The following is a 25381-nucleotide window of genomic DNA, read 5'->3' on the forward strand; positions in this document are numbered from 1 at the left end:
AAATTTTCCGGCAAGAGACAAAAAAATATCAACCAGAAGTCTGGTTTCACTAACAAACCCCGCCTGATACTTAATCGAAAAAAATCGATGCTAGAATAGACCTGGGCAGTGACCTGAGTATCGCTAACATATACGCCGGCCAAATAGAAGATACTGATGTAAAAATAAAAAACACAAACGCATATATAAGCCTGGGCTATAAGTCCTGAATCCTGTACATAATCCTTAAACAGAGGCGGTTCCTGAATGGTGCCGCTTTTTGTTTTATATTTGTATTTGTCAACAGTCAGGAAACCCGGCCTGTTCAAGGATAAAGGAATAGCTGTTGTCCTGCATCCTCTTCCGGAATAACTTTATATCCCAACTGCTTGTAACCCGCCAGGCGTTTCCGGTACATCCGTTCCAGTACAGGCACATGCCTGTCCACATAATCATATACCCTGACTTCTTCTTTTCCCGAATAGTTACGAATATTAAGTAGCATTTTTTCGAAATATTGCGTCTATCTACAGAAATTCTACAGAATTGTTTGCTATAATTGTATACTTTTTATTTGATGAATATTTAACATAAAAAATCACTAAGTAACAACACCCGTTATTCCCTTTTATTCTTTTTGCCCCTTAACACCAATAGCTGGGAGATAACGATAAGTATTACCGAAACCAGTTTTTTAGGGATATTTCATCGTTGCTGAAATTCCAGGCAGGGTAGGTTACAAGTACTACAGCTAAGGATATAAGTATCTTGCTAATCATAATTTTTATAAATATCAATGCATTAGGGTTACAAAAATACTCTAAAATAGATACGTAATTTTACAATTTAAGTGGCTGAGCACGGACGGAGGATATGCGTTATGAATTTGATTTTATGCATTATTATAACAAATATAAGGGGAGGATGCTTTATGTTTTAAGGATGGAGTAGATTATCCGGGAAGATGAGCGGCTTTTAGGTTGAGGTAAATTTACCTCACTTTTTAAATGAAAATAGTTTATGAAAAAATAAATATTTATGATTAAATTATTTTTATATAACCGGAAAATTTAGCACTTTCGTACCACATTATATGACTTTAATTAGATGGTATATTATATATGGTTCGACGAAAGTGATAAGGAAGGTGAGTATTATACTAACTTTTATGGTGGAATATTAATAGAATCTACCAACCTAAAAAATGTTATATCAATGATGAACGATATAACTCGTGAACTTGATATAACAGAAGAAATAAAATGGCAAAAAGTAAATAACCACACCTTTAAAAGATATATAAAGTTGGTCGATTTTATATTTGATCTTTTAAGTGAGAATCTTATTAAAATTCGTATTTTCTTCAAAAATAAGCAGTATGTTCCTATAGGTTTAACAAAAGAGCAACAAAAGGCTGAATTCCCTATTTTATATTATCAATTTATAAAACATGGATTTGGATTACGATATTCAAATAAAGAAAAATCTAACATTTATTTAAAAATACATTTAGATAATATACCATTAAAAGGAGAAGATAAAAAGACTTTTATTAAACATCTATACGAATTAAATAAGGATACAGAATTAAAGAAAGCGAATATATGTATAAGAGAGGGGGATATTTTTGAAGTAGATTCGAAACAACATCTACCTCTTCAGTGTATGGATTTGATTCTGGGTGCAATCTGTTTTAGATTAAATAATAAGCATAAAGAAAAATTAGATAACACAAACAGACGGGGTAAACGTACTATCTTAAAGGAAAAACTTTATAAACATATTAATAAAAAACTTAGGGAATTAAGGCCTAATTTTAATATTGGAGAGAGTACTGGATATGTAGATATTAGCGAAAGATGGGAGCAACCATATAGACATTGGAGCTTTAAGCCTAGTAATTGCCTTAGAGACCTGAATTATTCTAAGAATTCAAATAAAAAAGAATAATCCCGTGCCTCCTACACTAGTGAGCTACGTACCACGTAGCCTTTCAGAGAGCAAAGGATTATTCTTTTTACAAAAGAACTCATTTTGTAGTGAAAAATCAAATTTTTAACGTTAAAAATTTTGATTTTCAAATTATTCGTAAACTGGAGTTTCTAATAGAGTCAATAAAGAACAAAAAGAATCCCCGTCACTATGATCATATTCATAAAATTTAAGCTATAACGCTATCCTTTTTTGTCGGTGTGTATTTATTGGCTGTCGCATTTTGGACATTTTATGATTTCGTTTCCCATGGTTTATTACTAAAATATTATCGATATATTAATTAATTTAAGTTGCTATTTATAGATTGTAAATTTTATCAAAAGTATATCCCCAAATGAAAGCAATAAGTTTAATCAAGAACCCCTTTTGAGTGACGGCATGAATTTTCTTAGGCAAATACTTGGTAATATCACTAAAAGCTGTTTCAATCCGCTTTCTGTGAATAGATATCAGATATTCCATACACGGATTATGCGGCTTTGTGGAATTACTTTTCCTGGCAGCTTTCAGATAAATATTATTATCGGCCAGCATGTCTTCAAGCAAATAATCAGTGTAAGCGGAATCAGCCAGAAGTTGACTTCCATCAGGCAGGTTGACCGGCAATTGTTTTATACCGTCAATATCATGGATTCCGCCTGCTGTAAAGGTAAATTCTACGGGAATACCATCCGAAGTAACTATCATATGAACTTTAAAACCATAAAAATAAACACGTTTGGAAGCACATTTACCTCGGTATTGTTCCCCTTTGACAATCCTGGATCTACTTATGCGTATATTATGGCAGACCTCTACAGGAAAGCTATCGATGCTATAAGTTGTCTCAAGGCTCATACCCTTTATTGCCTGGCCTGTATAGAAAAAGAGTTGGCTAAGAAATTCTCCTATATTGTGCAACCTGCGGTTGAAGCGGCTTTTGCCAAGCATACGAGGCATCAATCCGGTAGAACGGACAAAACAGATGGATTTCTCTATATTGCCTGCAAAATACTGGGCGGCAATCAGAACTACCGTAATGATTTCCGCATCACTGGTCTTACGGCTCTCAGGCTCTTTGTGGTTCATCGATTTCAATATATCATCAAAAAATACGTATATTGCAATGGTTTTTGTAACCATGGTCAGTCCTTTTTTGTGTGTTAGCACCGCAAAGTTAAGGGATTGACCTTTTTTATTGGATAATTCTATAAATAGCAACTTGAATTAATTAAGCGAAAATTAATAAAATAAAAAACATTAACAAAAATAAAGCAACTGTATTGAAGCATCCCTGATTGCTGCGATTATAATTTTTATTTCTTCCTGTATCCCGAATAGGTGGAAATGCGTCATAACGATAGTCAGGAATTAGTTCTTTCTTGATTTTCCTAATATTCGGATTAATAGTATTATTTCCTTCGGATAATATACCTAATCGATCTTTCAGAAAAAGAGCACAGATTTTATAAGCCTTGGTGTTTTTACTACCTCCGGAGTAATCATTCCATTGATGTGTAAATGTTCCGAACCAGATTAAATCTTCTCCCTGATACCTATTCAATGATTTAATAAATTCTCTGTCTGTCTGCATTTTATATGAAAATTCATAAAATAAATCTTTGTGTCTGGATTTATTAAGATTGATCTCTCTGTCAACAGATAGCCATCTGTAGACACAAAAGATGAAAAAAGCAATTCTGTCTTCCAATGAACTATTGAAAAATATAAGATTATATAATGCTTTCCTTCCGGTATACCTTGAAATATAAAATCCTTCTTCGGTAGCATATTCGATAAGGCCGATATCGGCTGGAATATCATCATCCTGTTGTATGCTAATAAGAGCAGACACATCCTCCTGTGAAGCACCCACAGGTGTTTTTATACCAAAATAAGGAGCAAATTCTATTTGCCGTTCTGTAGGCTCTCGAAATATCTCCTCAATTTGATATGGCTCCCTGAATTCGGAGTTATCAAGTAATTCGCGTACTTCGTTCTCATCTTTTGCTATTATATTATTAACAGTTTTCCAGCAGTTACGACCTGTATGAAAAGCACGAGCCTTATATTTTTTATTAAGTTTTACGGGATAATCTTTATTGGAAGATACAGTATTAATTGCTACTCGCGTACTGCGTAAGTCCGATTTTTGTAGTAAATTTTTTATATGTTCAAGATGAAAATTATTAAGGCCCATTGCTATCTTAGGGTTAACATCATTAATCTTTTTCAAGCATTTATCACAAACTACACCATTATCTTTCAATATATTATGCTTAATATTCGTGATATTTGCAGAATCTAAATACTCAGTGCATAATACGCATCTATTTTTAAATTGGTTATTGCACAGTTTAATTTGCTTGTTATATTTCTCATAAAATGTGTCCTCATACATCAATCCAAGCATTATTCCATCTATAATACCTAAAACGAAAGGTACCAGTGTCCAGCAAAACAATAAATATGCCAACCCTTGAAACTCTTTTTCTAAATAGAATTTATGTATTCCAAATCCCCCTAAAAATAAAGCTAATATTGTAGCCGTATTTTGATTTTTCATTTTTACTGAATTTTATGCTATTGTCAAATTTAAGTTTAAAGATTCCCGATTCGGGTATATTTATATCAAATTAAGCCCTCTATTTGGCAGCATAGAGCCTGTCCCGTTGTCCAAGCCTCCACTGTTTGTTTCTTGTTTCCATCATCACGTTCAATTATAGTTAGCATGAACGTGGATATTAGCCTGAATCCGTTTAAATCAATAACTGTCCTCATTTCCTCATTAATTTTTCGATGAACCGGCAATCATAGCCCCAATAACGTTTCCCATCGCCCGCGAAACTCCAGACATCCATAACTTCACGCAGGCGGGAAGGTAAATCTTTCCCTTGTTTCAGCAAGACCTTACTTTCCCGGCGGAACAGGCGGTTACAAATACGTTTATCCGCTTTTTGGGATTTACAACAGGCAATCGTGCTTACAGGAGTTCTTTTTCTGCTTCTGCTCATTTTCTTATAGGTTTATGTCCCGGACTTATCCGGAACAAATGAATACCTATAAGACTTTCAGATGAAATTCAATCATAATTGATAATTTTTAAATGGAAATAGCTTCCGTGTATTTATAGCTTATTTGGGATTATGCCTATCTCCGGACATTTATTATTTGATTCTTTAGAGTCAAAGCTTGCATCAGTATTAAAGCAGGTTGTTACACACTGCAAATATAAAATTTTAATTTATAAAAATCCATGTTTTCAATATGTCGAATCAACCGGAACCCGTTTTGTCCTGTATTACTAGGAATAAAACCGGTGTGCGGTAAACTACCGGTGTGGTATTACAAGGTGGTTGCTTCCGGTTACAACTACCTGTTACTTATCAATCGTATGCTTCACCTGTATGGTATAGCATAGCATACCACACATCTGTTATAATCCGGTTGGGTAGATGATTACTCCTGCCGGTACTGTCGATGCAAAGTTGTTGATAAGTTGCTACTGCCAACCTTGCACTTGTTACACCTTGCTTACTAATAGATAGTAATTTCCTATTAAACTATCCTGTATAGCTTACTGGTTGCTTACAAATTAATAAGGCTATTGCTGCTTTTGGTTGCAAAAATCTTGTTTCTGCTCCTTTACTCTTATGATATACAGATCACAGAACCAGAAATAAATAATCCAATAAGATTGCTCCTGCCTGTAACGGATATCAAGGGATTATAAGCATCAATAAATATGATTTACAAACAATTACATTGAAACTGCTTTACCAATTCCTGTATTTATCAAATAAAACAGGATTGAAATACACAGACTATCCAATGACCTCTACTGTCCTGTTGCCTGTCAGTTGCTCCTGTTGCTTCCATCAGCTATAGGCAGCAACCCACAAGCAGCTAATACAAGCTAAAAGCAACACCGGACAGCAACTACAACCGTAAAAACGGCCAAAAACAAGCGTGAATGGTCACCTGTATGATATACAGGGTGTTATATGGAATCCATTTTTGTAAATCCTGTATTTAACAAAAATGAATCCGGTGTGCAGGTCGTGTTTTGTTGGTTGTTGCCGCTTATCTGCTACACCTGTCGCTTCTAACTTGTACAATCAGGAAAGTACAAGCTACAACAAACTATAAAAAAACACCTTGAGATCCTGATGCATGCCTTTACAGACCTTTGCAAAAAAAATATGGGCCCGGATTCAGGCCCATATAAATCCTTTATTATTTTACAATACACGGTTTACCAAATGCTTACATTCCTAAAGGCAAGAAAGCTGTCAGAGGTATTTTAAACTATTCCAGGACTAAGCTCCTGTCGTTTACCGGATGATTGCATCAGGATGTAAAACACCCTGCTGCAACCCATAAAATACCCGTTCCGTTATACCCCTTATAATTCATCTGCAAGCCTTATAAGCCTGTCAATGAGTTTCCTTGCATCATCCTTCGTAACGGATATAACCAAAGATCCGTCTTTTGTCAAATTATCAGGTATAATATCCCCGGCCAGGAATAAGAGCTCCTTTTGTGCCGGAACCCCGTCAATCTTAGGCGTTACCACCTGTAGGCTGAAATTTATACCTTCGTTGTTGTCAATCATGTAAGGCTTTTTAGCCGCTGTCTTTAAAAATTTCCGTTCCATTTTTTTTAATTTTAAGTGTTGCGTATTTATATAAATTTTTTAAGCCCCTGTTCCTCAATATCTTTCATAAAGTGGGAAATTCCCCATTTTATGGGATTTTCCTTATTTTTACTGTTTTTCATAAAAGGGCGGATATTCCCTTTTATGGGATTGTATCCACTACCGGCAAGACAGCCCTGCTCCTGAAGGATATAAAATATCCTTTCCGCGTTAGCCGTAGAATCGGATATCTCATCAGTCCTCCTGTAGCTCCAGCCTTTCCTGTTCCTTTCTGTTTTGTAAGCCTTCGTTAATCCGGTACATTCAGGAAGCCCGTTTTTGTCTCCTGCCGGATAACGATGCCGGATAAATCCCGGTCTGCGGATTTCATTGTTATATTTATTTTCATTTCCCCATGTGTTTAAATGTATTTAAATATTTAGAAGGGACGTTTGCCCTCATTTTTCAATACCGGGGACTCTATGTCCGTAAACTGCGTCGTTTCACTGTTGAACGACACCAGGAAGCTGACAAGCCCCGTATTGCGTCCCTTGCCCCCGATGATAAGGGCCTTCGCCTGCGTATCGTAAGCTTTGAAAGGCTCCGGGAAATCCCTCCTGTAGAGTTCGGGACGGTAAACAAAGTAGATGTTGTCCGCTGCTTCCCCTATCTGGCCGCTGTCCCTCAGCCTGTTGATGTTCGGTTCCGGGTTGGATGCGTCCCGGCTTAACTGCGACAGGGCGATAACCCAGATGTCCAGCTCCCTGGCTATGTTCTTCAACCGCCTGGCCGCATCCGCCATCTGCTGCTCCTTGCCGGCTCCCTTCATGTTTACGGTCAGGATCTGGAGGTAGTCTACCACCGCCCCGTCGATATCATAACGGGCTTTCATCATGCGGATGGACGAAAGGATATTGTCGATGTTGGATGTGCTCCTGTCGTCAAAGTAGATGCCCGAATGGTACAGGGGTGATATGGACTTGTCCAGTTGCCCGAACCTGTGGTCTTCCAGCGGGGCGTACAACAGCTTTGCGGCGGGTATCCCGCTTTCCATGGCCATCAGGCGGGCCGTCAACTGTTCCTTCTTCATCTCCAGCGAGTAGACGGCTACACGGCTACCGTATTTGACCGTATTGTTGAGGACGGACATGGCGAACGATGTCTTGCCCTGTGAGGTCTCCCCGGCGATGATGACCAGGTCGGACTTTTGCAGGCCGCCTGTCCTGCTGTCCAGCTCCCGGAATCCCGTAGGGGAGCCGCTAAGGCATTTATTGGTCTTATTGGCCTCGATGATCGAGTATACGCCTTTGATGGCATCCTGTATCGTCGTTACCGGGTTCTGCGGCATGCTATAGAGGTTTTTCAGTACCTGGCCGCAATATGCCGTAATGTCGGCTATATCCGTAGAGTCCGTATAAGCTTCGAGCCTGACCCTATCGGCCAGTTGCACCAGCTTGCGCCGTGTATCGAGGTCGGAGAGCCGCAGGGTATGGCTGTACACCTGTGTTACTTCCGTCAGTTCGCCCATCCCTGCCAGCTCCACAAGCTTTATTTCGCCGGTTCCGGCTTTATACAGGCTTGCTATGCCGGCGATATCGGGCTCGGCGCCTTTGGCCTCTATCTCCCTGAAGATCCTGAATACCCTCCGGTGGAAGTCATCATAGAAACAGTCTTCGTGCAGGATGTCCCGGACTTCATCATATCCGTGGCGGTTGGAGATAACCGTACCGAGCACGATCTTTTCCAGTTCCGGGTCATGCGGCGGCATATATGCCGGAGTATCTGTATGTACCTGCTTTTTCATCTGGTGTATACCCTGTTTGATTGTATGTTTAACGCATTACGGAAGGTTGCCTGCCAGTCTATGGCCTGCGACCTGGTCTTTTTCTTGTTTTTCCATCCGGCTTCCAATGACCAGAACTCGACACAGGCTTTTTCGACCGATAATTTGATATCCACGTTCGGGTGGTAGCGCTGCATTTTGTTCAGCAGGCCTTCATCCGACATAAGGGTGTCATAGGCTTTCCTCAACCCGTCCAGGTATGTACCGAAATCATCCCTCCAGTTTTTAGCACTGGCAGCCGCTTTATCTTCCCCGGATGAGTGGGAAGGGGATACGCATGCAGGAAGGGAAGAAGGTAAAGGAAAAGAAGAAAGGCAGGGGGAAGGTAAAGGAGAAAGGCCGGGAGAAGATAAAGAAGAATCTGAATATTTATATGAAGATTCTTTCTCCTTATCATTCTTTTCGTTCTTATCATTCTTATCATTCTTGTTAGTTGTGAGGTCTTTGCCACCGCTTTGTGAAGGCTTTGTTATGCCTTTGCGGGAATCTTTGTCCCCTCCGCTTTTCGCCTGCTGGTAACAGTCCCAGTTACAGATGGTTATCAGCCTGCCTGTCTTTGCCGACTCGTTTGTCAGGAACCCGTATTTTTCGAAGCGTGCCAGGGCTGTCCTGACATGCTGTACCGATATCCCCTTGCCTGCCCTGCGGGTGATCTTCTCCAGGCTGGTAACCACCTGTCCCGGCTGGCAGTTGAACTTCCTGCCCTGCCATTCCCATCCGGCCTCTTTATGGTTGACCATCAGCAGCAATGTAATGAGTACTGTTTTTTGCCCGGGGGTCGAGAGATGCCAGATCGGTTTATCCGGCAGCGACCTGTATAGCTTGATATATCCTTCGTTTTCCATTTTTTTTGTATTACCTGTTTTGTTATTTACATTTATGCCGGCGATTCAATTATCTATGCCGGCTATCCGGTTGTTCAGACTACTGTTTTATTTATCTTTTCAGGATAACCCTTTCCCATACGCATATCAGGTTATCAGGTTAATATTATTGGATTCATATTAGTTATGTGGCAAAGGCTTTACCTCCTATACAGGGGCTTCCGGCTTATTTTCCGGAAATCCTGTATTTATGGACTCATCCGTAGTATTTTCTTTATATCGCTCACCCGGTACCTCCTTCTCCCCACGGTGGAGACAGGGCACAGGTAGCCGGATTTATTCCAGCGCCGGAGCGTGCCTGTATTTACATCCAGTAGCTGCGCCGCCTGTCCGGCGCTCAGGCAGGTTCCGTTTTCAACGTCCGTATCCTGATGCCCCGGTTCTTCCCGGGTTTTGTCTATACAATAATCGATTGCTTCGATCAGTTGCCCGGCATTGATGGTTACATTCAGGCTGGCATTGTCGCTTAATAAGTCATACAAGTTCATTATGCAAAAATTTTTGGTTTGCCCGTGTTCCGGTAGCTTACGGCCTATCCCGCACGTCCGGCAGTCCGTAAGTACCTGCCGTTTTAGACAATACAAAATTGCACAAAGGATACCTGTTTACAGAAAAGGGAATTTTCGAAAACAGGTAATAATGTAATATACAGAATATTGCAGGAAAAAGAGGGAATTGCTACAGGGAACAGGCAGGGAATTTATAAACGACAATTCCCTTTTATAATTTTTTAGTTATACTTTACAGGTAACCGAATAGCTTTTTGAGATCCCCCGAGGGTGTGTTCAGGTTATTGGGCTTGTAGCCCTTGCCTTTCTCAATGCCAATGGCCTCACAGAACAGGCCGTACCATTGGGAGAATGTTGCAGGCTTCCTGCTGTTCATATGTTTGCCTGTGTATATCATATAGGCAATCTGGCCAAACTCTTTGGCTGTCCGGTCTGTATGTAATTCATCGACCAGGGTGTCGAAATAGTTGATGTTATTTCCCATGCCCCTGAAGGCAGGGCTAAAATAGTCTTTCAACTTACCGGCATCTATTATCCGCTGAGGCCTGTACTCCTTTACTCCAGGATGTGCAGGCTGACCGGATTGTAAGCGTCTCCGCGATGACGTCTTGATTCGCTTTTTGTAACCCTGTACATTTGCAAATAAAAGAGCATGGAAAATAATTTCGTAGAAATGAATAAATCATCAGTACAGATGAGAGCTATTGAATGTTATAAAGAATATTTGAAGAAAGATTCATATTTATCATTCAAATCTTATTGCCGGGATAATAACATTAAATATGAAAAAATCTTAGATTGGGCGCAACGTCGCGGAATCTTTATGAGACGGCTTCAAGCAGAGGCAAGAGGCGAAGGTATCACCAATGAAGATCAACAAACCTTTATCCAGTTCAGGCCACAGAGCCATCCTGTCGGGACAGGCAGTGTTCTCAAAGGAGTCAGCATTACCTTTCCACACAATATCAGTCTGACCTTGCAGGAATGTACGGCGGAAAGCCTGATTTCGTTATTGTCATTGTATCATCCTGAAAAGTAGTATTCTATGTTTGGCCTTAACGATAATGTAAGGTACTTTATGTGCCAACACCCTGTTCGTATGAATAAAGGGATTGACGCATTGTTCAATCTGATCAAGTCCGAATCCCCGCTTTCTCCAATGAACGGTGATATCTATATCTTCTTTGGCCAGAACAGACAAAACGTAAAGATCTTAAAGTGGGATACCGACGGTTTTCTGTTATATCACAAGCGCCTTGAACGGGGCAGTTTTGAACTGCCTAAAATAGATCCGGCTACAGGCTATTATGAGCTATCCTGGGAGACTTTCAGCTTCATCATGTCGGGGGTCTCACTTGAAAGTGTACGCTTCCGCAAACGCTACAGAACGCGCTTTTTGTCCATTTAATAATTTGATAATCAATTAAATAAGCTACGCAAACTCTTGCTTATCTCCATATTTCTTTGTACCTTTAAAGCATGGCAGGAAGCAGAATGGAAGAAATATTGGCGGCGCAATTGGAAGCAGTCAATGCGTTCAACAAGCAGTTGTTGGCCCAGATAGAAACGCTATCCGCAACGGTTAAATCCATGGAGGGAACCATCGCTTCCTTACAGGAAGCCTTGCTTCAGAAAGACGAATCCCTCACTAAATCAGCAAATAAAATAAGAGGCATATCCAAACTCATATCCAATAAATCAGAAAAGCAGTCACAACCCAGGCAGGAACAAGAAACAGCTTCCGGAAAAGTAAAGCCGAAAGCCGACCTGAAAGCCCGCAAGAATAATGGAGCAAAACGGGATATGCATTATGAACTGGAAGAAGTGGTTAAAGATGTCTATCCCGATGATACGGAGTTTGATATACGAACGGCTATCCAAATCGGCATCCGTGAATCTATCCGGTACCGGATGGTTCCGATGAAGTTCCAGAAGATAGTCTACAGGCTTCACACATACAGACAGGATGAACGGATTTACTCCTGTAAGGCAAGCCAGGCCCCGCTCCAGAACTCAAGTTTTGACGGTTCCTTTATAGCAGGAATGGCACAGCTCAGGTATATCTACTCAATGCCTGTTGAACGAATAGTCAGGTACTTCAATGACAACGGCTTTCATGTAAACAAGGCAACGGCAAACGGACTGTTGTCCAAGACGGCAGATATGTTCGAGAACCTTTATACAGCTCTCGGCAGGGCTGTATTGGAAGATGATTACATAAGCTGTGATGAGACCTACTATAAAGTAATGGACAGGGCTGATAATGCGGATGCGCCAAACATCAACAAGGAATATATCTGGGCCATATCCGCAATGAACCTCAATCTGGCATACTACTTCTACGAGAATGGTTCAAGACAGGGTGCAGTCATATACAAGAAACTGGAAAAGTATAAAGGGACAGTCCAGAGTGACGGGTATGCTCCTTACAAATCCCTGGGGGATGGAATCCTCAGGCTGTCATGCTTCCAGCATTGTAAACGCAAGTTTTTGGATATCCGGGACAATCCGGATGCGGACAGCATAATCGAACTGATCAACCAGCTTTACAGACAAGAGCATCAGCATCGTATTGGAGTGGATGGGTGGACCCGGGATGATAACTTGAAATGGAGAAGAAAATACTCGAAAGATATCATGAAAGCCTTGAAGGTCGCACTCAAAAGAATAGTATCTTCTCCGGAATATCCTCCAAAGAGTCTGATGTATGCAGCAGCAAACTATATGCTGGGTGAATGGAAAGGCCTGGAGAATATCTTTACCTCCGGACTTTATAAACTTGATACAAATACTATTGAAAGGCTAAACCGTTACATATCCCTTTCCAGAAGGAACTCACTGTTCTTTGGTAGTCATAGGGGAGCCGAAAGAGGCGTTATCTTCTACTCGCTGGCTTGTTCGTGCAGGCTCAATAATATCAACTTCTTCGAATACCTTAGCGATGTGATCAACAATGCTGCGGCACTTCCACCGGATACATCACTCGAAAAATACCGCGACTTACTCCCGGACATGTGGACAAAAAAATAGCAGGCAAGCGTACTCCCTGCTTATTTTTTTTACAGGATAGACGTCATCGCGGAGACGCTTACACCGGATTGCCCTATGCTTATCAAATCCTTTATAAGCCCTATTTCCAGCAGGCAGTTACCGGTAAAGGTGTTTTGTTCCGGAGTACCATCTGCATCCCGGTATTTTTGTAAAAAGGCTGTTTTACGCTCCAGCAGGTACGCCAGCTTTCCGGGATAGTCGTTAATTGTTGCCAGGTGTTCTTTCGTATCGTCCCAGTCAAAGCCAATGGCCTTTTCTATTTCTTCCCTGTCCGGCACGCAGTCATATGTGAAAAGGCGGCCGGGATTCCTGTTCTGCTCGCTTGCCAGCAGGTAAAACAGGTAGCCGAAGCTTTTATCCTGTTCAACGGCTTGCAGTAATTCAAGGCGCACTGCCGGGGCCGTATCTTTATTTATTTCACCGGGATTGTAGGCAAAGACTGGTTTTTGCCCGGCCATAATGCCTTTATTCAGTTCATAATCCATCGCGGAGTATCTGTACTTTTGATACCGCCAGTCGGCGGTCAGGATACACTTATGGTATTCACCGGTTGCAACCTCATCGGAACGGAGGGGATACAGGCCGGCTATGGCCAGGCTAACTTCCTCCAAATGGCTGATGCTGTTTTTATTTTTTTCGATATAATCTTTTGCCCTCATGACCGCTTACAAAAAACAGGTTGTTAGATTGCAAATGTAAGGCTTTAATTTAAAATCATGTAAAAACAGTACCCGTTATAAATAAAATATGTTATATCTTGCAACCGTTATTTTTGACGCTTGATTATGGCCGTACAGGGATGTCATGGAAAGGAAAAGAATGGCTATTGCTAATATCGGAAAAGAAATGTATCTTTACAGACTCAATCTTTTCAGGCGAATGTTGTTTTCCGCATTTTTGTTACCCGGTTGTTACTCGCCATTTTCAAAAAGTAGGCTTATATATTTATTATCAATTGATTACAAATACCATTTACCTTTATTACCTTTTTTAATAGTTACAAGTTACTTCGCCCTAGGGCAGTTACGAGTTACGAGGGAAAAAATTAGCTCCACTGACCGTTGGTTCTTAATTTTTCATTCTTAATTCTTCATTCTTAATTGCTTTCGGTGTTACCTTTGTTACTTTTTACATAGTGCTCTTTGTGTAAATCTTTGTGCCTCTTGTGGTAAAGAGCTTTAACCGCTAAGTACACGAAGAAAATCACAAAGGGCACAAAGGCTAAAAAGACTGTTACTTTTGTTCCCCTGCTCTCGCAGACGTCCCGTCTGTGTGTTGCGTAGCAAACATTTTGCCCTGTCAACAAGACACGACTGGAAGTCCGTGCCAACGGACGAAAACGTTCTGTATCTAAGGCATATGTTACGTTATACTTTGCGTCAGTAGCGATTATTGATATACAGCTGGTATATTGCATTGTTGTTTTGAGAATTTTACTAAAAAATTAATTTGTTTTTAGTTATATTTATTTAAATTCGCATGCTCTGGGAGCATTTGAATCTAAAAATTAAAAAAAATGAAAGTTAAGAATTGACTTATTTTTTTATTAATTAATTATAATAAAAGATGAAAAATTTATTTTGGAAAAAATAGACTCTATGAAAAGTAAAAATCGTGCAGATGTCTCCCTAATTGTTTCCACATATAACCGCCCTGAAGCATTGAATTTATGCTTACAAAGTATTGCAAGGCAAAAAGTTTTACCAGATGAAGTTATTATTGGGGATGATGGATCGAATGAAGAAACAAGAAAACTAATTTTATCATTTAAAAAGAACTTTCCAGTTCCACTTATCCATGTATGGCAAGAAGATAAAGGCTTTCGTTTAGCAATGAGCCGAAACAAGTCTGTTGCAGCATGCCGGTATGAATATATAATTGAAATAGACGGTGATCTTATTCTTCATCCAGAATTTATAGCTGATCATATGTCGTTTGCTCGCAAGGGCTATTTTTTGAAAGGAGGAAGAGTGAACCTTTCTCAAAAATTGACAGATGAATGCTGTAAGTCAGGAAAATTACCATCTCTCCATTTCTTTAGGCCAGGAATAATGCGACGAATCAATTCTATCCACTGCATGTTGTTAAGTAAATACTTTGCCCCTCGTTATAAGAAAAATAAAATACTGGGATTAGGTTGTAATATGTCATTTTGGAAATCTGATTATATTCGCATAAATGGATATGATGAGTTTTATGAAGGATGGGGTGGGGAAGATTGGGATTTTGCCGCCCGAATGATGCATAGTGGTGTTGATCGGCTATATTTGAAATTTTCAGGAATTATCTTTCATTTGTGGCATAATGATTTGTATATGTATAATAAAGAGGAGAATTTTAACTACTATGGTCAAAAATTAGGGGAGAATGCTACTAGATGTAAGGATGGAATTGATAAATATTTGAATGCAAAAGATTAATATAAACGGCTTCTAAGATTTATTGTTAACTATATCTTGTCTTGGAGAATCAGTTTTAAGTCTTTAAAATTTTATAAACTTGTAATCCTTGATAAGGTTGTAGATATTTGCTACTTTTGCATACAATGAAATCAACTATAAAAATATTAATTCATGGCAACACCTCCGTTTAAGTATCAGGAAACTTTCCCTCTCGGAAAGGATACTACAGAGTATTATCTCTTGTCGAAAGACTTTGTTTCTACTGCAGACTTTGAAGGTCAGGAAATTTTAAAAGTGTCACCCGAAGCACTTACTTTATTAGCACAACATGCATTCCATAATGTGGAATTCTTGCTTCGTCCCGAACATCAGGAACAAGTGGCAAAAATACTCTCCGATCCCGAAGCCAGTGATAACGATAAGTTTGTGGCACTCACATTCTTGCGTAACTCTGAAATTTCGGCTAAGGGCATACTTCCGTTCTGTCAGGATACAGGTACAGCTATTATAATGGGCAAGAAAGGCCAGAATGTGTGGACCGGAGGAAACGATGAAGAAGCTTTGTCAAAAGGGGTGTATAATACTTTTACGGAAGACAATCTGCGCTATTCGCAGAATGCGCCTCTGGACATGTATAAGGAAATAAATACAGGGACCAATCTCCCTGCACAGATAGATTTATATGCTGTAAACGGTAATGAATATAAATTCTTGTTTGTTGCCAAAGGTGGAGGTTCTGCCAATAAGACTTATCTTTATCAGGAAACAAAAGCATTGCTAACACCCGGTAAGTTGGAGACATTCCTCATCGAGAAAATGAAATCGTTGGGAACAGCGGCCTGCCCTCCTTATCATATTGCTTTTGTCATCGGCGGTACATCTGCCGAAACAAACCTGAAGACAGTGAAAATGGCTTCCACCAAGTATTATGATAATTTGCCTGCTTCGGGTAATGAAGGCGGTCAGGCTTTTCGTGATCTGGAAATGGAAGCAAAGCTATTGAAGGCTGCACAGGAATTGGGTCTTGGAGCGCAATTCGGTGGTAAATTCTTTGCCCACGATATTCGTGTGATCCGCCTGCCTCGCCACGGAGCTTCTTGTCCGGTAGGTATGGGCGTATCCTGTTCTGCTGACAGGAATATTAAAGGTAAGATCAATAAAGACGGGGTATGGTTGGAGAAGCTGGAAGATAATCCGGCGCGTCTGATCCCGCAAGAATTACGTAATGCAGGAGAAGCCGGTGGAGTAAAGATAGACCTGAACCGTCCGATGAAAGAGATTCTTGCAGAATTGACTAAATATCCGGTTTCAACCCGTTTGTCCCTCACCGGTACAATTATCGTAGGGCGTGACATTGCGCATGCGAAGTTGCAGGAAAGAATTGACAGCGGCGAAGGATTGCCCCAGTATATAAAAGACCATCCTATTTATTATGCAGGCCCTGCAAAGACACCGAAAGGTTATGCCAGCGGTTCTATGGGACCGACTACAGCAGGTCGTATGGACTCTTATGTAGATTCATTCCAGTCGCAAGGTGGCAGCCTCATTATGATTGCAAAAGGGAACCGCAGCCAGCAGGTAACAGATGCCTGTCATAAGCATGGAGGCTTCTATCTGGGTAGTATTGGCGGTCCGGCGGCTATTCTGGCGCAAAACAGCATCAAGAGCCTTGAGTGTCTCGAATATCCTGAGCTTGGCATGGAGGCTATATGGAAAATTGAGGTAGTTGATTTCCCGGCGTTCATCTTAGTCGATGATAAGGGGAATGATTTCTTCCAACAATTGAAGCCGGTTAATTGTGCGATGTGCTGAATCCGGTTAGTTTATAATACAAATACAAGAGGCTGCCCGTTTCAGCAGCCTCTTTTTATCTCCTTATTTATCGGAATATAGTCCGATGTGATTACCCTCGCAGTCGGCGAATACACAAAAATACCCTAGCCCTTCGACCTCTATTTTTGTTTTAGGAATTACGACCTTTCCCCCCTTCGATTCAACAATAGCTAAGGAAGCGGATATATCTTCACAATTGAGGCTGATAAGAACCCCGTTTTGAGACGGGATAAAATCTTCCGCCCATGAAATTGCTCCGGAGTTTTTACCGTCTTCACCCGGAAAGAAAGCCATTTTTTCATGCTCGCAATCACATTTGCTCATGCTGATACTGAATATTGATTCATAAAACTTTACTGCCCTGTCAAAGTCTTTGCAGGGAATTTCGAAAAATGCGACTAGTCTTTTCATAAAATTTGTTTTTAGTTTGACTTTACAAAAGTAATGCGTCCGGCTTTCGGGATCTTGTAAAAAAAGGACATTCAGCATATCAGGAAAAATAGTCGGAATATGGATTGCATACAGCCATATATTCGTATGGAGTATATCCCGAGAAACTTTTAAACTCCTTTATCAGATGCGGCTGGTCGTAATATCCGCAATCGAAAGCCAGTTCTGTAATATTAATATCCGGGGTGTTCTGCAATATATATAAGGCCCTCTGAAAACGTATTATACGTGTAAATTCTTTAGGGTTGGCTCCTACATATTCCGTAAATATACGGTTGAACTGCTTATAACTGAGGCAGGCTATTTCGGATAGGGAGGTAATACTTGACTGATGTTTGAGGTTTATAGCGGTTATTACTGCTGTTATCCGTTTCCGGTTGTAATTGTCAAATATCCTCAGGCGGGAGATAAGTCCGGATTCTATCAGCGCTATTGCCTTATTGTTATCCTTTTCGTGATAGATGCGGTCTTTCAGCTCGTTCAGGGAGTTATCGCTCAAGTCGCTAATAGATACATCTATACCGTAAAACTCACTCATAGGCATTGGAAAGAATGCCTTAGCTCCGAAAGGATGGAAAACAACGACAATCATATTCACCTTGCCGGTAGAAGCCAAGTCGGTAAAACCTGCTGATTGTCCGCATATGAAGGACTGAGGTTGGAGTTTATTATCGGATAGCTTCATTTTATCGCCACGATGGAATATCATTTGCATAAACCCGGTAGGAATTATCCGTTCCGAAACAGGGGCGATTCCATCTGTTTCCAATATCCAGTAATGTTTAACAAACGGAGCCAGTATCGGTGAAGGTTGTATGAATCTGAAAGTTTCCATTGAGGTAGATGTATGAAAAATGAAATAGATGCAAAGTTAAGAGATAATCTTTTCTTTGTCTTGTAAAAAAAGGACATAGGTATAATGAAAAAGGGTGATAAAATTGATTGCCACCCTCTTTATATATGAATCAGATACTCTGAAGATTATCTCAGACTACGTATTTTTGCATTGCGGAACCAGATTAAGGAGTTTCCATGTTTTCCTTGCAATCCGATAAATCCTTTTGTCGGTAGTTCGGCGAATGGTTTAGGCAGCCAACTCGGAATTTTTGTTCCATCAGGATTTGTTGTTCCCGAAGTCCATTTACTCATATCCATTTCTGTAACTTTCTGACCATTAAGTGTTACAGTGATATGCTGTCCTTCGCATTTTATATGCATGCGGTTCCATTCTCCCGGTTTTTTTACTATTTTGTCTTTGGTTGCCCCCAGGTGGCCATAGATAGCACCGCATTTTTCATATGGCTTGGCATTCTTGAAATGCTCGCTGTGGTCATCGGCGATTTGTATTTCTACCGAATTGGGTATCCAGTTTTTAGTATCCGTACAATAAACAACGACTCCGCTATTGGTTGCTTCATCCGTTTTGAATTCGAGATCGAGTTCAAAATTTTCATATTCGGTGGTAGTCCAGATGGATTCGTCTTTTATAGCGCCGAGTACCCCGTCTTTTTCGCTCCATACCTCCGGATTATAATTCGCATCGGAAAGATTAGTGCCGAAAAGCGGTTTCCATTTATTTTTATTTGCTGCAAAAACAGAAAAAGAGCAGAGAAATAAGAAGATTGATGAAATTAAAATGATACGTTTCATGACATTTATTTTTAAGTAATACATTAAATAAATCATAAGGCAAACAAATGTATCGCTTTTTTAACAGTTTAATGTATGAAATTCATAAAAATATCATCCGGTATAAATAAAAAAAGACCGGCATACGAATCCGGCCTTTTGCATATGGCAAAGTATATTTATTTTACTTTATCTACAATAGCCTTGAACGCTTCAGGGTGGTTCATGGCAAGGTCGGCAAGGACTTTGCGGTTGATTTCCACTCCGTTTTTGTGAAGGGCTCCCATCAGGCGGGAATAAGACATTCCTTCAAGACGTGCAGCTGCGTTGATACGTTGTATCCACAGTGCGCGGAAATTGCGTTTTTTAGCGCGACGGTCACGGAATGCATAGGTAAGACCTTTTTCCCATGTGTTTTTTGCTACTGTCCATACATTTTTGCGGGCTCCGTAGTAACCTCTTGTTAGCTTTAATACTTTTTTTCTGCGGTTGCGTGACGCAACATGATTGACTGATCTTGGCATAATTTACATTGTTTTGAATGTCAGCGGTTCCCGTGCTTTGGAACTCTTTGGTGCATACATCCGGTTAATAAATCTTTAAAACTTGCTTTTGTAAAACGAAATAGATTATTTAAGAGCTAATAATTTTTTCACAGCTTTCTCATCTACTTTGTGGACAAGTGAAGTGTGAGTCAGATTTCTCTTTTGTTTTTTCGTTTTCTTAGTCAGGATGTGACTTTTGAAAGCATGTTTTCTTTTGATTTTTCCTGATCCGGTAAGGGCGAACCTCTTTTTGGCACCGGAATTAGTCTTCATTTTTGGCATCTCAGTTTATTAATTTAATTATTTATAAAGTACGGATATATACAAAGTATTCGTTTTATTCTTCGTTGTTCTCTTCTTTTGGTTTGTCCACTTTTTTCTCTATAACCTTTTTCTCACCGTCTTTCGGTTTAGCCGGAGCCGGAGCTTTTACAGGTTGCTTTTTAGGAGAAAGCATCATGATCATCTTTTTACCTTCAAGCGCAGGCAGTTGATCTACTTTTCCTAAGTCTTCAAGTTCTGTAGCAAAACGGAGTAGAAGAACCTCTCCTTGTTCCTTAAACAGGATCGAACGTCCTTTGAAGAATACATAAGCTTTTACTTTTGCTCCTTCTTCAAGGAAGTTTTTCGCATGATTGAGTTTGAAGTTAAAGTCATGGTCGTCGGTTTGTGGTCCGAAACGGATCTCTTTTACCACAACTTTTACAGACTTGGCTTTGGCTTCTTTCTGTTTTTTCTTCTGCTGATAAAGGAACTTCTGATAATCGGTGATTCTACAAACAGGGGGATCGGCTGTTGGAGAAATTTCAACCAAATCAAGTTCGAGGTCATCAGCTAGTCGTAAGGCTTCGTTTATGGTGTATACACCTTGTTCTACATTGTCACCGACTAAACGGACTTCCCGAGCCCGAATATTTCCATTGATTTTGTGTAACTCTTCTTTGCGATTATTAAATCTGTTGTTTCTCATTCAAAAACTGTTAGAATTCCTTTATCTTTTTTATTTAAATATTTAATTTTCAAAAATATAAACAATGAATACTTAGGATTGCTGCTCCCATGCATTCATCATTTTTTCTACTTCTTCATTCAATTGGGCAGCAAAGTTAGTAAATTTCATCGAACCTTTATCACCTTCGCCCTGTTTTCTTACCGAAACTTCTTCTGTTTCTGCCTCTTTCTCGCCTACAATGAGTAAATAAGGGATTCTTTTCAACTCATTATCGCGGATTTTACGTCCTATTTTTTCATTACGGTCATCCACTTGTGAACTAATTCCCTGTTGTTTGAAATAGCTGTTCACTCTGTGAGCATAATCATTGAACTTCTCGCTGATAGGTAATATTACTACCTGGTCAGGCGCCAGCCATAACGGGAATTTACCCGCAGTATGCTCGATAAGCACTGCAATGAAACGCTCCATCGAACCAAACGGTGCACGGTGAATCATCACCGGGCGGTGTTTTTGGTTGTCGGCTCCTGTATATTCGAGTTCGAAACGTTCAGGGAGATTATAGTCAACCTGTATTGTTCCCAACTGCCAGCGACGGCCTAAGGCGTCTTTTACCATAAAGTCGAGCTTAGGACCATAGAAGGCCGCTTCGCCAAGTTCAACTTTTGCAGGCAGGCCTTTTTCTTCACAGGCTTCTATAATAGCCCGCTCTGCTTTTTCCCAGTTTTCATCGCTACCGATATATTTTTCGCGGTTTTCAGGGTCGCGTAAAGATATCTGGGCTTCGAAATTTTCAAAGTCAAGCGCCTTAAAGATAATGAAAACAATGTCCATTACTTTCAGGAATTCAGCTTTCAATTGCTCAGGTGTACAGAATATATGCGCATCGTCCTGAGTAAATCCGCGGACACGGGTTAAGCCGTGAAGTTCCCCACTTTGTTCGTAGCGGTAAACAGTACCAAACTCAGCCAGACGCAAAGGAAGGTCTTTGTATGAGCGTGGAATTATTTTGTAAATCTCGCAGTGGTGAGGACAGTTCATAGGTTTCAATAAGAACTCTTCTCCTTCTTCCGGTGTATGGATAGGCTGGAAAGAATCCTTACCGTACTTTTCGTAGTGTCCTGAAGTAACGTACAATATCTTGCTGCCTATATGGGGGGTCATCACCTGCTGGTAATCAAATTTACGCTGGATCTTCTTTAAAAAATCTTCCAGTTTCAAACGCAACTGGGTACCACGTGGAAGCCATAGCGGAAGCCCTTTTCCTACATTCTCGGAAAAAGCGAACAATTCCAGTTCTTTCCCTATCTTGCGATGGTCGCGTTTTTTCGCTTCCTCAAGCAGAACCAGATACTCGTCCAGCATTTTCTTTTTAGGGAAAGTGATGCCGTAGAGACGGGTAAGCTGTTTACGCTTTTCATCGCCACGCCAGTATGCACCTGCCGCACTAAGGATTTTTACAGCCTTAATGTAAGATGTATTGGGTAAGTGCGGCCCACGGCAAAGGTCTGTGAACACACCTTGTGTATATGTTGTGATGGTGCCGTCTTCAAGATCATTTATAAGCTCTACCTTATAATTTTCGTGACGGGCATCGAACATCTTTATTGCATCTGCTTTGGAAATACTCTGGCGTTTGATTTCTTCTTTATTGGCGATAAGTTCCATCATCTTTGCTTCTATCTTAGCAAAGTCCGCGTCTTTTACGGGAGTATCACCAAAGTCTATATCATAATAAAATCCGTTTTCGATGGCAGGCCCGATACCAAATTTGGCATGAGGATAAAGTATCTGTACGGCTTCGGCCATAAGATGGGCGGAAGAGTGCCAGTATGCGTGTTTACCGTCTTCATCTTCCCATTTCAGCAGTTCGATCGTCGCGTCTTCGTCTATTGGACGGGTCAGATCCCATACTTGTCCATTGACCTTGGCTGCAAGTACGTCCTGAGCCAGACGCGAACTGATGCTTTCTGCTATCTGCATCGATGTGGTTCCTTTTGCAAATTCTCGCACGGAACCATCCGGAAATGTAATTTTTATCATTTTTAGTTTCTATTTAATTATGCAGCTCCTACAAATAAGCTACTTTTTTGAACTTGCAAAAATAATCATTTTTTGTAACAGATGTGATATTCTGTCTATTTTATTTCTGTAAGCGGCTATTGATGACTGGTTATAAAAAAAGGTAACAAAGGTTACACTTTTTCAGTAAACAGTAAACAGTCAACAGTTAGCAGTCAACAGTATTTCATGCAGAGACGCTAAGGCGCAAAAGGTAACAAAGGTAACAGATATATCAGTTAACAGTAAACAGTCATCAGTAAACAACTCGTAAGATGTAGAACTTTGCGCCTTTGCGTCTTTGCGTGAAACAAAACAAAACGCCAGCCAACTTGTAACTCGTAACTGCCCGAAGGGCGCAGAAATAACATTCGCCGAAGCGAAGGCGAGGCAAACTTGTAACTGCTTTAATCAATATTTCAAAGAACTATCAGCTAACAGCTAAAGGCTACCGGCTCTTATTCTATAGATAAAATTTTTGCAGGAGATTAAAAGATAGTTATAAAAATATTCCTCATAGAATTTTATACAGTTCTATGAGGAATATTTATCGGGAGTATTTTTGATTTATTCTGTCATACGCTTAATAATGCTATAAGCTTCCACTACGCCCATTTCCCCGGCTTTACGCATATCGTCCAGTGCACGGTCTTTGTCTTTGACCTGGAAGCGGCTTAGTCCCCTGTTGTAGTACCCTTCGGCAAACTCAGGGTCGCGTCTGAGAGCTTCGTTATAGTCAAGTATGGCGGCACGGTAATCGTTTTGTTTATAACGTATTCCCGCCCTGTTGTAATAAGCATAAATAAATTCCGGATTGAGTTCTATCACCTTATTATAATTCTTGACAATGAGGTCGTACTCCATTTTACCCGGGTCTATGATGGTTGTTGTAGCGGGTAATGAATTATCTTTCTTTATCCCGCCCAAGGTAGCCAAATCCGTTTGATCGCTTTTCTTTTCGTACTCAGGCACATTCTCCCGCAGGTTGAGCTGTTTTGTATATACAACGGCCAGATTGAAGTATGCCAGCGTAAATTTCGGATCGAGACTGATTGCCTTATTAAAGTCTTCGATAGAGTTGGTAAAATCCTGCACGAGCATATAATCCATAGCCCTGGCAAAATACAGGTCGGCATTTGCCGGCTGATCGGCAATGCGTTTCGACAGGTCGTCTATCGATTTGAAGTGTTCCTGTATCTGGAATTCGTTCAGCGAGGCCTCACTGTTGGTGATCCTAAGTTTCTTAGGAAGTATCGCCCGTTTGTTTATATTGTCGATAAGCTGGCTGTAATATACAAACCTGCGTATATCATTCGGTTTTTCGTAATATGAAACAATAAACTGAGGTTCCAGATCCAGTTTGACCTGTTTATTTTGTATGCGGCCCCGGGTATCATTGTTATATTTGCTTTTTTCTTCTTCTGTCTTATCTGCTACGACAAGCAGGTTAAATTTGTCAATGTCTTTATCCGATTTCTCCCTTGTCTTGTCCTTTTCTGATTTTTCTTCGGTTTGTCCGGCCAAAATTTCTTTGTTTTTGCGGCTTTCTTCGTTGCGGGCATAATTGAAATCGCGTTCAGCGCCTTTCAGGTCATTTTGGCGGCGTTTAATCTCGGAACGCATATAAAATCCGTGGTAAAATTCAGGATATTCAGCCAGTACAACATTCAGGTCTTCCAAAGACCCTGTGTAATCCCCGATATTATTTTTTATCAGGGAGCGGTTGAAGTATGCTATATAGTTGTTCGGCTCATACTTCAATACTATATCAAAGTCGGCTATGGCACGGTTGTCGTCACCCACTTGTGAGCGTAGTAATCCCCGGTTGAAACGTGCGATTATATTGTTTGGGTCGAGGTCGATAACCTTGTCGTAGTCGGACATCGCTCCGCGCAGGTCGTTTTTTGAATACCGTATCAGTCCCCGGTTGATATAATTACCGGATTGAAGCGGGTCTATCCGTATAGCTTCGTCCAGGTCGGCCAATGCTTTGTCATAGTCCTTTTTGTAATAATGTAGCAACCCGCGCATAGAGTAGGATTGAGGCAGGTATTTGTCGAGTTTTATAGCCTGATTATAATTCTCGAAGGCTTGTACTGTATCCCCTTTTTCCTGATAGAGCGCACCTCTGGTAAGGAAGCCCTGTGTATAGGCCGGATAGGATTTTAGCAGGGTATTCAGGTATTTTTCGGCTTCTTCATAATCTTTCTTCTGGATATTGACTATACCCATGTTGATTAATACAAACTTATCGTTAGGATATACTTCCAGCGAAACTTTGTAATCTTCCAATGCTCCATCATAATTATTCTGATTCTGGCGGGCATCGGCACGCAGCTGATAAGCTTTCGACATGAAGGGATTTCTTTCCAGTGCCAGAGTACAATCGTCTTCCGTACCCCTGTAATCGTCGAGGTAATATTTTGCAATAGCCCGGTAAAAGTAAGGCTCAGCGAGGTATGGTTTTGCTTTTATGGCCTGGTTGAAGTATTGTATAGCCAGTACGTAATCTTCGAAATAGAGCGAGTTGCGCCCTATTAAGATTACGCGGTCGGTGTTAATCTGGGAAACGCCGATCAGGCTGTTTATCAGAACAAGTATTGAAAATAAAAATCTCTTCACGATAGATTGTA

Annotated in this window: 25 protein-coding genes; 7 read left to right on the top strand and 18 right to left on the bottom strand. The window is 40.5% G+C overall.

Translation table 11 applies throughout. The annotated features are described in order from the left end of the window. Window positions 1–304: 304 nt before the first annotated feature. The gene (locus ACYQ3L_RS08025) at window positions 305–484 is read right to left on the bottom strand and encodes a hypothetical protein (protein ID WP_379993820.1); all 180 of its coding nucleotides are present in this window, start codon (window positions 482–484) and stop codon (window positions 305–307) included. A 602-nt stretch (window positions 485–1086) separates the two neighbouring features. Here ACYQ3L_RS08025 and ACYQ3L_RS08030 point away from each other — a divergent pair. After that, on the top strand, window positions 1087–1929 hold the full coding sequence (locus tag ACYQ3L_RS08030; RefSeq protein ID WP_379993821.1) for a DUF3800 domain-containing protein: 843 nt from the start codon (window positions 1087–1089) through the stop codon (window positions 1927–1929). Window positions 1930–2271: 342 nt separating this feature from the next. Here the strand turns inward: ACYQ3L_RS08030 and ACYQ3L_RS08035 are convergent, their stop codons facing one another. The 3 genes from ACYQ3L_RS08035 to ACYQ3L_RS08045 all read right to left on the bottom strand — a co-directional run bounded on the left by ACYQ3L_RS08035 (window position 2272) and on the right by ACYQ3L_RS08045 (window position 4967). Continuing rightward, window positions 2272–3096 carry an IS982 family transposase gene (locus ACYQ3L_RS08035; RefSeq protein WP_459952367.1) on the bottom strand — a complete coding sequence of 275 codons (825 nt, stop codon included), beginning with the start codon at window positions 3094–3096 and terminating at the stop codon, window positions 2272–2274. Window positions 3097–3184: 88 nt separating this feature from the next. Next, the gene (locus ACYQ3L_RS08040; protein ID WP_379998099.1) at window positions 3185–4519 is read right to left on the bottom strand and encodes a TM2 domain-containing protein; all 1335 of its coding nucleotides are present in this window, start codon (window positions 4517–4519) and stop codon (window positions 3185–3187) included. Between the two features lie 211 nt (window positions 4520–4730). Continuing rightward, window positions 4731–4967 (bottom strand): hypothetical protein, encoded by a 237-nt coding sequence (locus ACYQ3L_RS08045; RefSeq protein WP_379998097.1) that lies wholly within the window; start codon window positions 4965–4967, stop codon window positions 4731–4733. A gap of 242 nt (window positions 4968–5209) precedes the next feature. On the opposite strand from ACYQ3L_RS08045, the gene ACYQ3L_RS08050 reads away from it, so the two are divergent. Next, a complete protein-coding gene (locus ACYQ3L_RS08050; RefSeq protein ID WP_379998095.1) occupies window positions 5210–5374 on the top strand; it encodes a hypothetical protein in 165 nt (54 codons plus the stop codon). 984 nt (window positions 5375–6358) lie between these two features. On the opposite strand, the gene ACYQ3L_RS08055 is transcribed toward ACYQ3L_RS08050, so the two are convergent. The 5 genes from ACYQ3L_RS08055 to ACYQ3L_RS08075 form a co-directional block, all read right to left on the bottom strand. Continuing rightward, window positions 6359–6610, bottom strand: coding sequence for a hypothetical protein (locus ACYQ3L_RS08055; RefSeq protein WP_379998093.1), 252 nt, complete (start codon window positions 6608–6610; stop codon window positions 6359–6361). A 418-nt stretch (window positions 6611–7028) separates the two neighbouring features. After that, window positions 7029–8393, bottom strand: a complete 1365-nt coding sequence (locus tag ACYQ3L_RS08060) for a replicative DNA helicase (RefSeq protein WP_459952260.1) — start codon at window positions 8391–8393, stop codon at window positions 7029–7031. Then, window positions 8390–9277: a hypothetical protein gene (locus tag ACYQ3L_RS08065; protein ID WP_459952261.1), complete on the bottom strand. Its 888-nt coding sequence runs from the start codon at window positions 9275–9277 to the stop codon at window positions 8390–8392. The genes ACYQ3L_RS08060 and ACYQ3L_RS08065 overlap by 4 nt, the downstream gene beginning before the upstream one ends. 227 nt (window positions 9278–9504) lie before the next feature. After that, window positions 9505–9804, bottom strand: a complete 300-nt coding sequence (locus tag ACYQ3L_RS08070) for a helix-turn-helix domain-containing protein (protein ID WP_380002133.1) — start codon at window positions 9802–9804, stop codon at window positions 9505–9507. Between the two features lie 253 nt (window positions 9805–10057). Next, window positions 10058–10342, bottom strand: coding sequence for a hypothetical protein (locus ACYQ3L_RS08075; RefSeq protein WP_459952383.1), 285 nt, complete (start codon window positions 10340–10342; stop codon window positions 10058–10060). Window positions 10343–10477: 135 nt separating this feature from the next. Here ACYQ3L_RS08075 and ACYQ3L_RS08080 point away from each other — a divergent pair, with 135 nt between their 5' ends. The 3 genes from ACYQ3L_RS08080 to tnpC all read left to right on the top strand — a co-directional run bounded on the left by ACYQ3L_RS08080 (window position 10478) and on the right by tnpC (window position 12855). Further along, window positions 10478–10864, top strand: a complete 387-nt coding sequence (locus ACYQ3L_RS08080) for a hypothetical protein (protein ID WP_459952242.1) — start codon at window positions 10478–10480, stop codon at window positions 10862–10864. Between the two features lie 39 nt (window positions 10865–10903). Continuing rightward, on the top strand, window positions 10904–11233 hold the full coding sequence (gene tnpB, locus ACYQ3L_RS08085; RefSeq protein WP_459952347.1) for an IS66 family insertion sequence element accessory protein TnpB: 330 nt from the start codon (window positions 10904–10906) through the stop codon (window positions 11231–11233). Between the two features lie 71 nt (window positions 11234–11304). Further along, a complete protein-coding gene (tnpC, locus tag ACYQ3L_RS08090; protein ID WP_380002139.1) occupies window positions 11305–12855 on the top strand; it encodes an IS66 family transposase in 1551 nt (516 codons plus the stop codon). 29 nt (window positions 12856–12884) lie between these two features. On the opposite strand, the gene ACYQ3L_RS08095 is transcribed toward tnpC, so the two are convergent. Beyond that, the gene (locus ACYQ3L_RS08095) at window positions 12885–13535 is read right to left on the bottom strand and encodes a hypothetical protein (protein ID WP_459952384.1); all 651 of its coding nucleotides are present in this window, start codon (window positions 13533–13535) and stop codon (window positions 12885–12887) included. 939 nt (window positions 13536–14474) lie between these two features. On the opposite strand from ACYQ3L_RS08095, the gene ACYQ3L_RS08100 reads away from it, so the two are divergent. Both ACYQ3L_RS08100 and ACYQ3L_RS08105 read left to right on the top strand, forming a co-directional pair. Beyond that, the gene (locus ACYQ3L_RS08100) at window positions 14475–15296 is read left to right on the top strand and encodes a glycosyltransferase family 2 protein (protein ID WP_380000210.1); all 822 of its coding nucleotides are present in this window, start codon (window positions 14475–14477) and stop codon (window positions 15294–15296) included. Window positions 15297–15449: 153 nt separating this feature from the next. Further along, window positions 15450–17090, top strand: coding sequence for a fumarate hydratase (locus ACYQ3L_RS08105; protein ID WP_380000212.1), 1641 nt, complete (start codon window positions 15450–15452; stop codon window positions 17088–17090). A gap of 63 nt (window positions 17091–17153) precedes the next feature. Here the strand turns inward: ACYQ3L_RS08105 and ACYQ3L_RS08110 are convergent, their stop codons facing one another. From ACYQ3L_RS08110 to ACYQ3L_RS08145, 8 genes are all read right to left on the bottom strand, one after another. Next, complete coding sequence (locus ACYQ3L_RS08110) at window positions 17154–17522, bottom strand: VOC family protein (RefSeq protein ID WP_380000214.1); 369 nt, start codon at window positions 17520–17522, stop codon at window positions 17154–17156. Between the two features lie 79 nt (window positions 17523–17601). Continuing rightward, a complete protein-coding gene (locus tag ACYQ3L_RS08115; protein WP_380000216.1) occupies window positions 17602–18396 on the bottom strand; it encodes an AraC family transcriptional regulator in 795 nt (264 codons plus the stop codon). A 146-nt stretch (window positions 18397–18542) separates the two neighbouring features. Further along, window positions 18543–19211 carry a 3-keto-disaccharide hydrolase gene (locus ACYQ3L_RS08120; protein ID WP_380000218.1) on the bottom strand — a complete coding sequence of 223 codons (669 nt, stop codon included), beginning with the start codon at window positions 19209–19211 and terminating at the stop codon, window positions 18543–18545. Window positions 19212–19369: 158 nt separating this feature from the next. After that, a complete protein-coding gene (gene rplT, locus ACYQ3L_RS08125; protein ID WP_006798843.1) occupies window positions 19370–19714 on the bottom strand; it encodes a 50S ribosomal protein L20 in 345 nt (114 codons plus the stop codon). Window positions 19715–19819: 105 nt separating this feature from the next. Beyond that, a complete protein-coding gene (gene rpmI, locus ACYQ3L_RS08130) occupies window positions 19820–20017 on the bottom strand; it encodes a 50S ribosomal protein L35 (protein ID WP_380000220.1) in 198 nt (65 codons plus the stop codon). Window positions 20018–20072: 55 nt separating this feature from the next. Then, window positions 20073–20705, bottom strand: a complete 633-nt coding sequence (gene infC, locus ACYQ3L_RS08135; protein ID WP_380000222.1) for a translation initiation factor IF-3 — start codon at window positions 20703–20705, stop codon at window positions 20073–20075. 72 nt (window positions 20706–20777) lie between these two features. Then, window positions 20778–22730: a threonine--tRNA ligase gene (gene thrS, locus ACYQ3L_RS08140; RefSeq protein WP_380000225.1), complete on the bottom strand. Its 1953-nt coding sequence runs from the start codon at window positions 22728–22730 to the stop codon at window positions 20778–20780. Between the two features lie 585 nt (window positions 22731–23315). Beyond that, on the bottom strand, window positions 23316–25370 hold the full coding sequence (locus tag ACYQ3L_RS08145) for a tetratricopeptide repeat protein (protein ID WP_380000227.1): 2055 nt from the start codon (window positions 25368–25370) through the stop codon (window positions 23316–23318). Window positions 25371–25381 lie beyond the last annotated feature (11 nt).

The sequence above is a fragment of the Dysgonomonas termitidis genome (assembly GCF_054657735.1).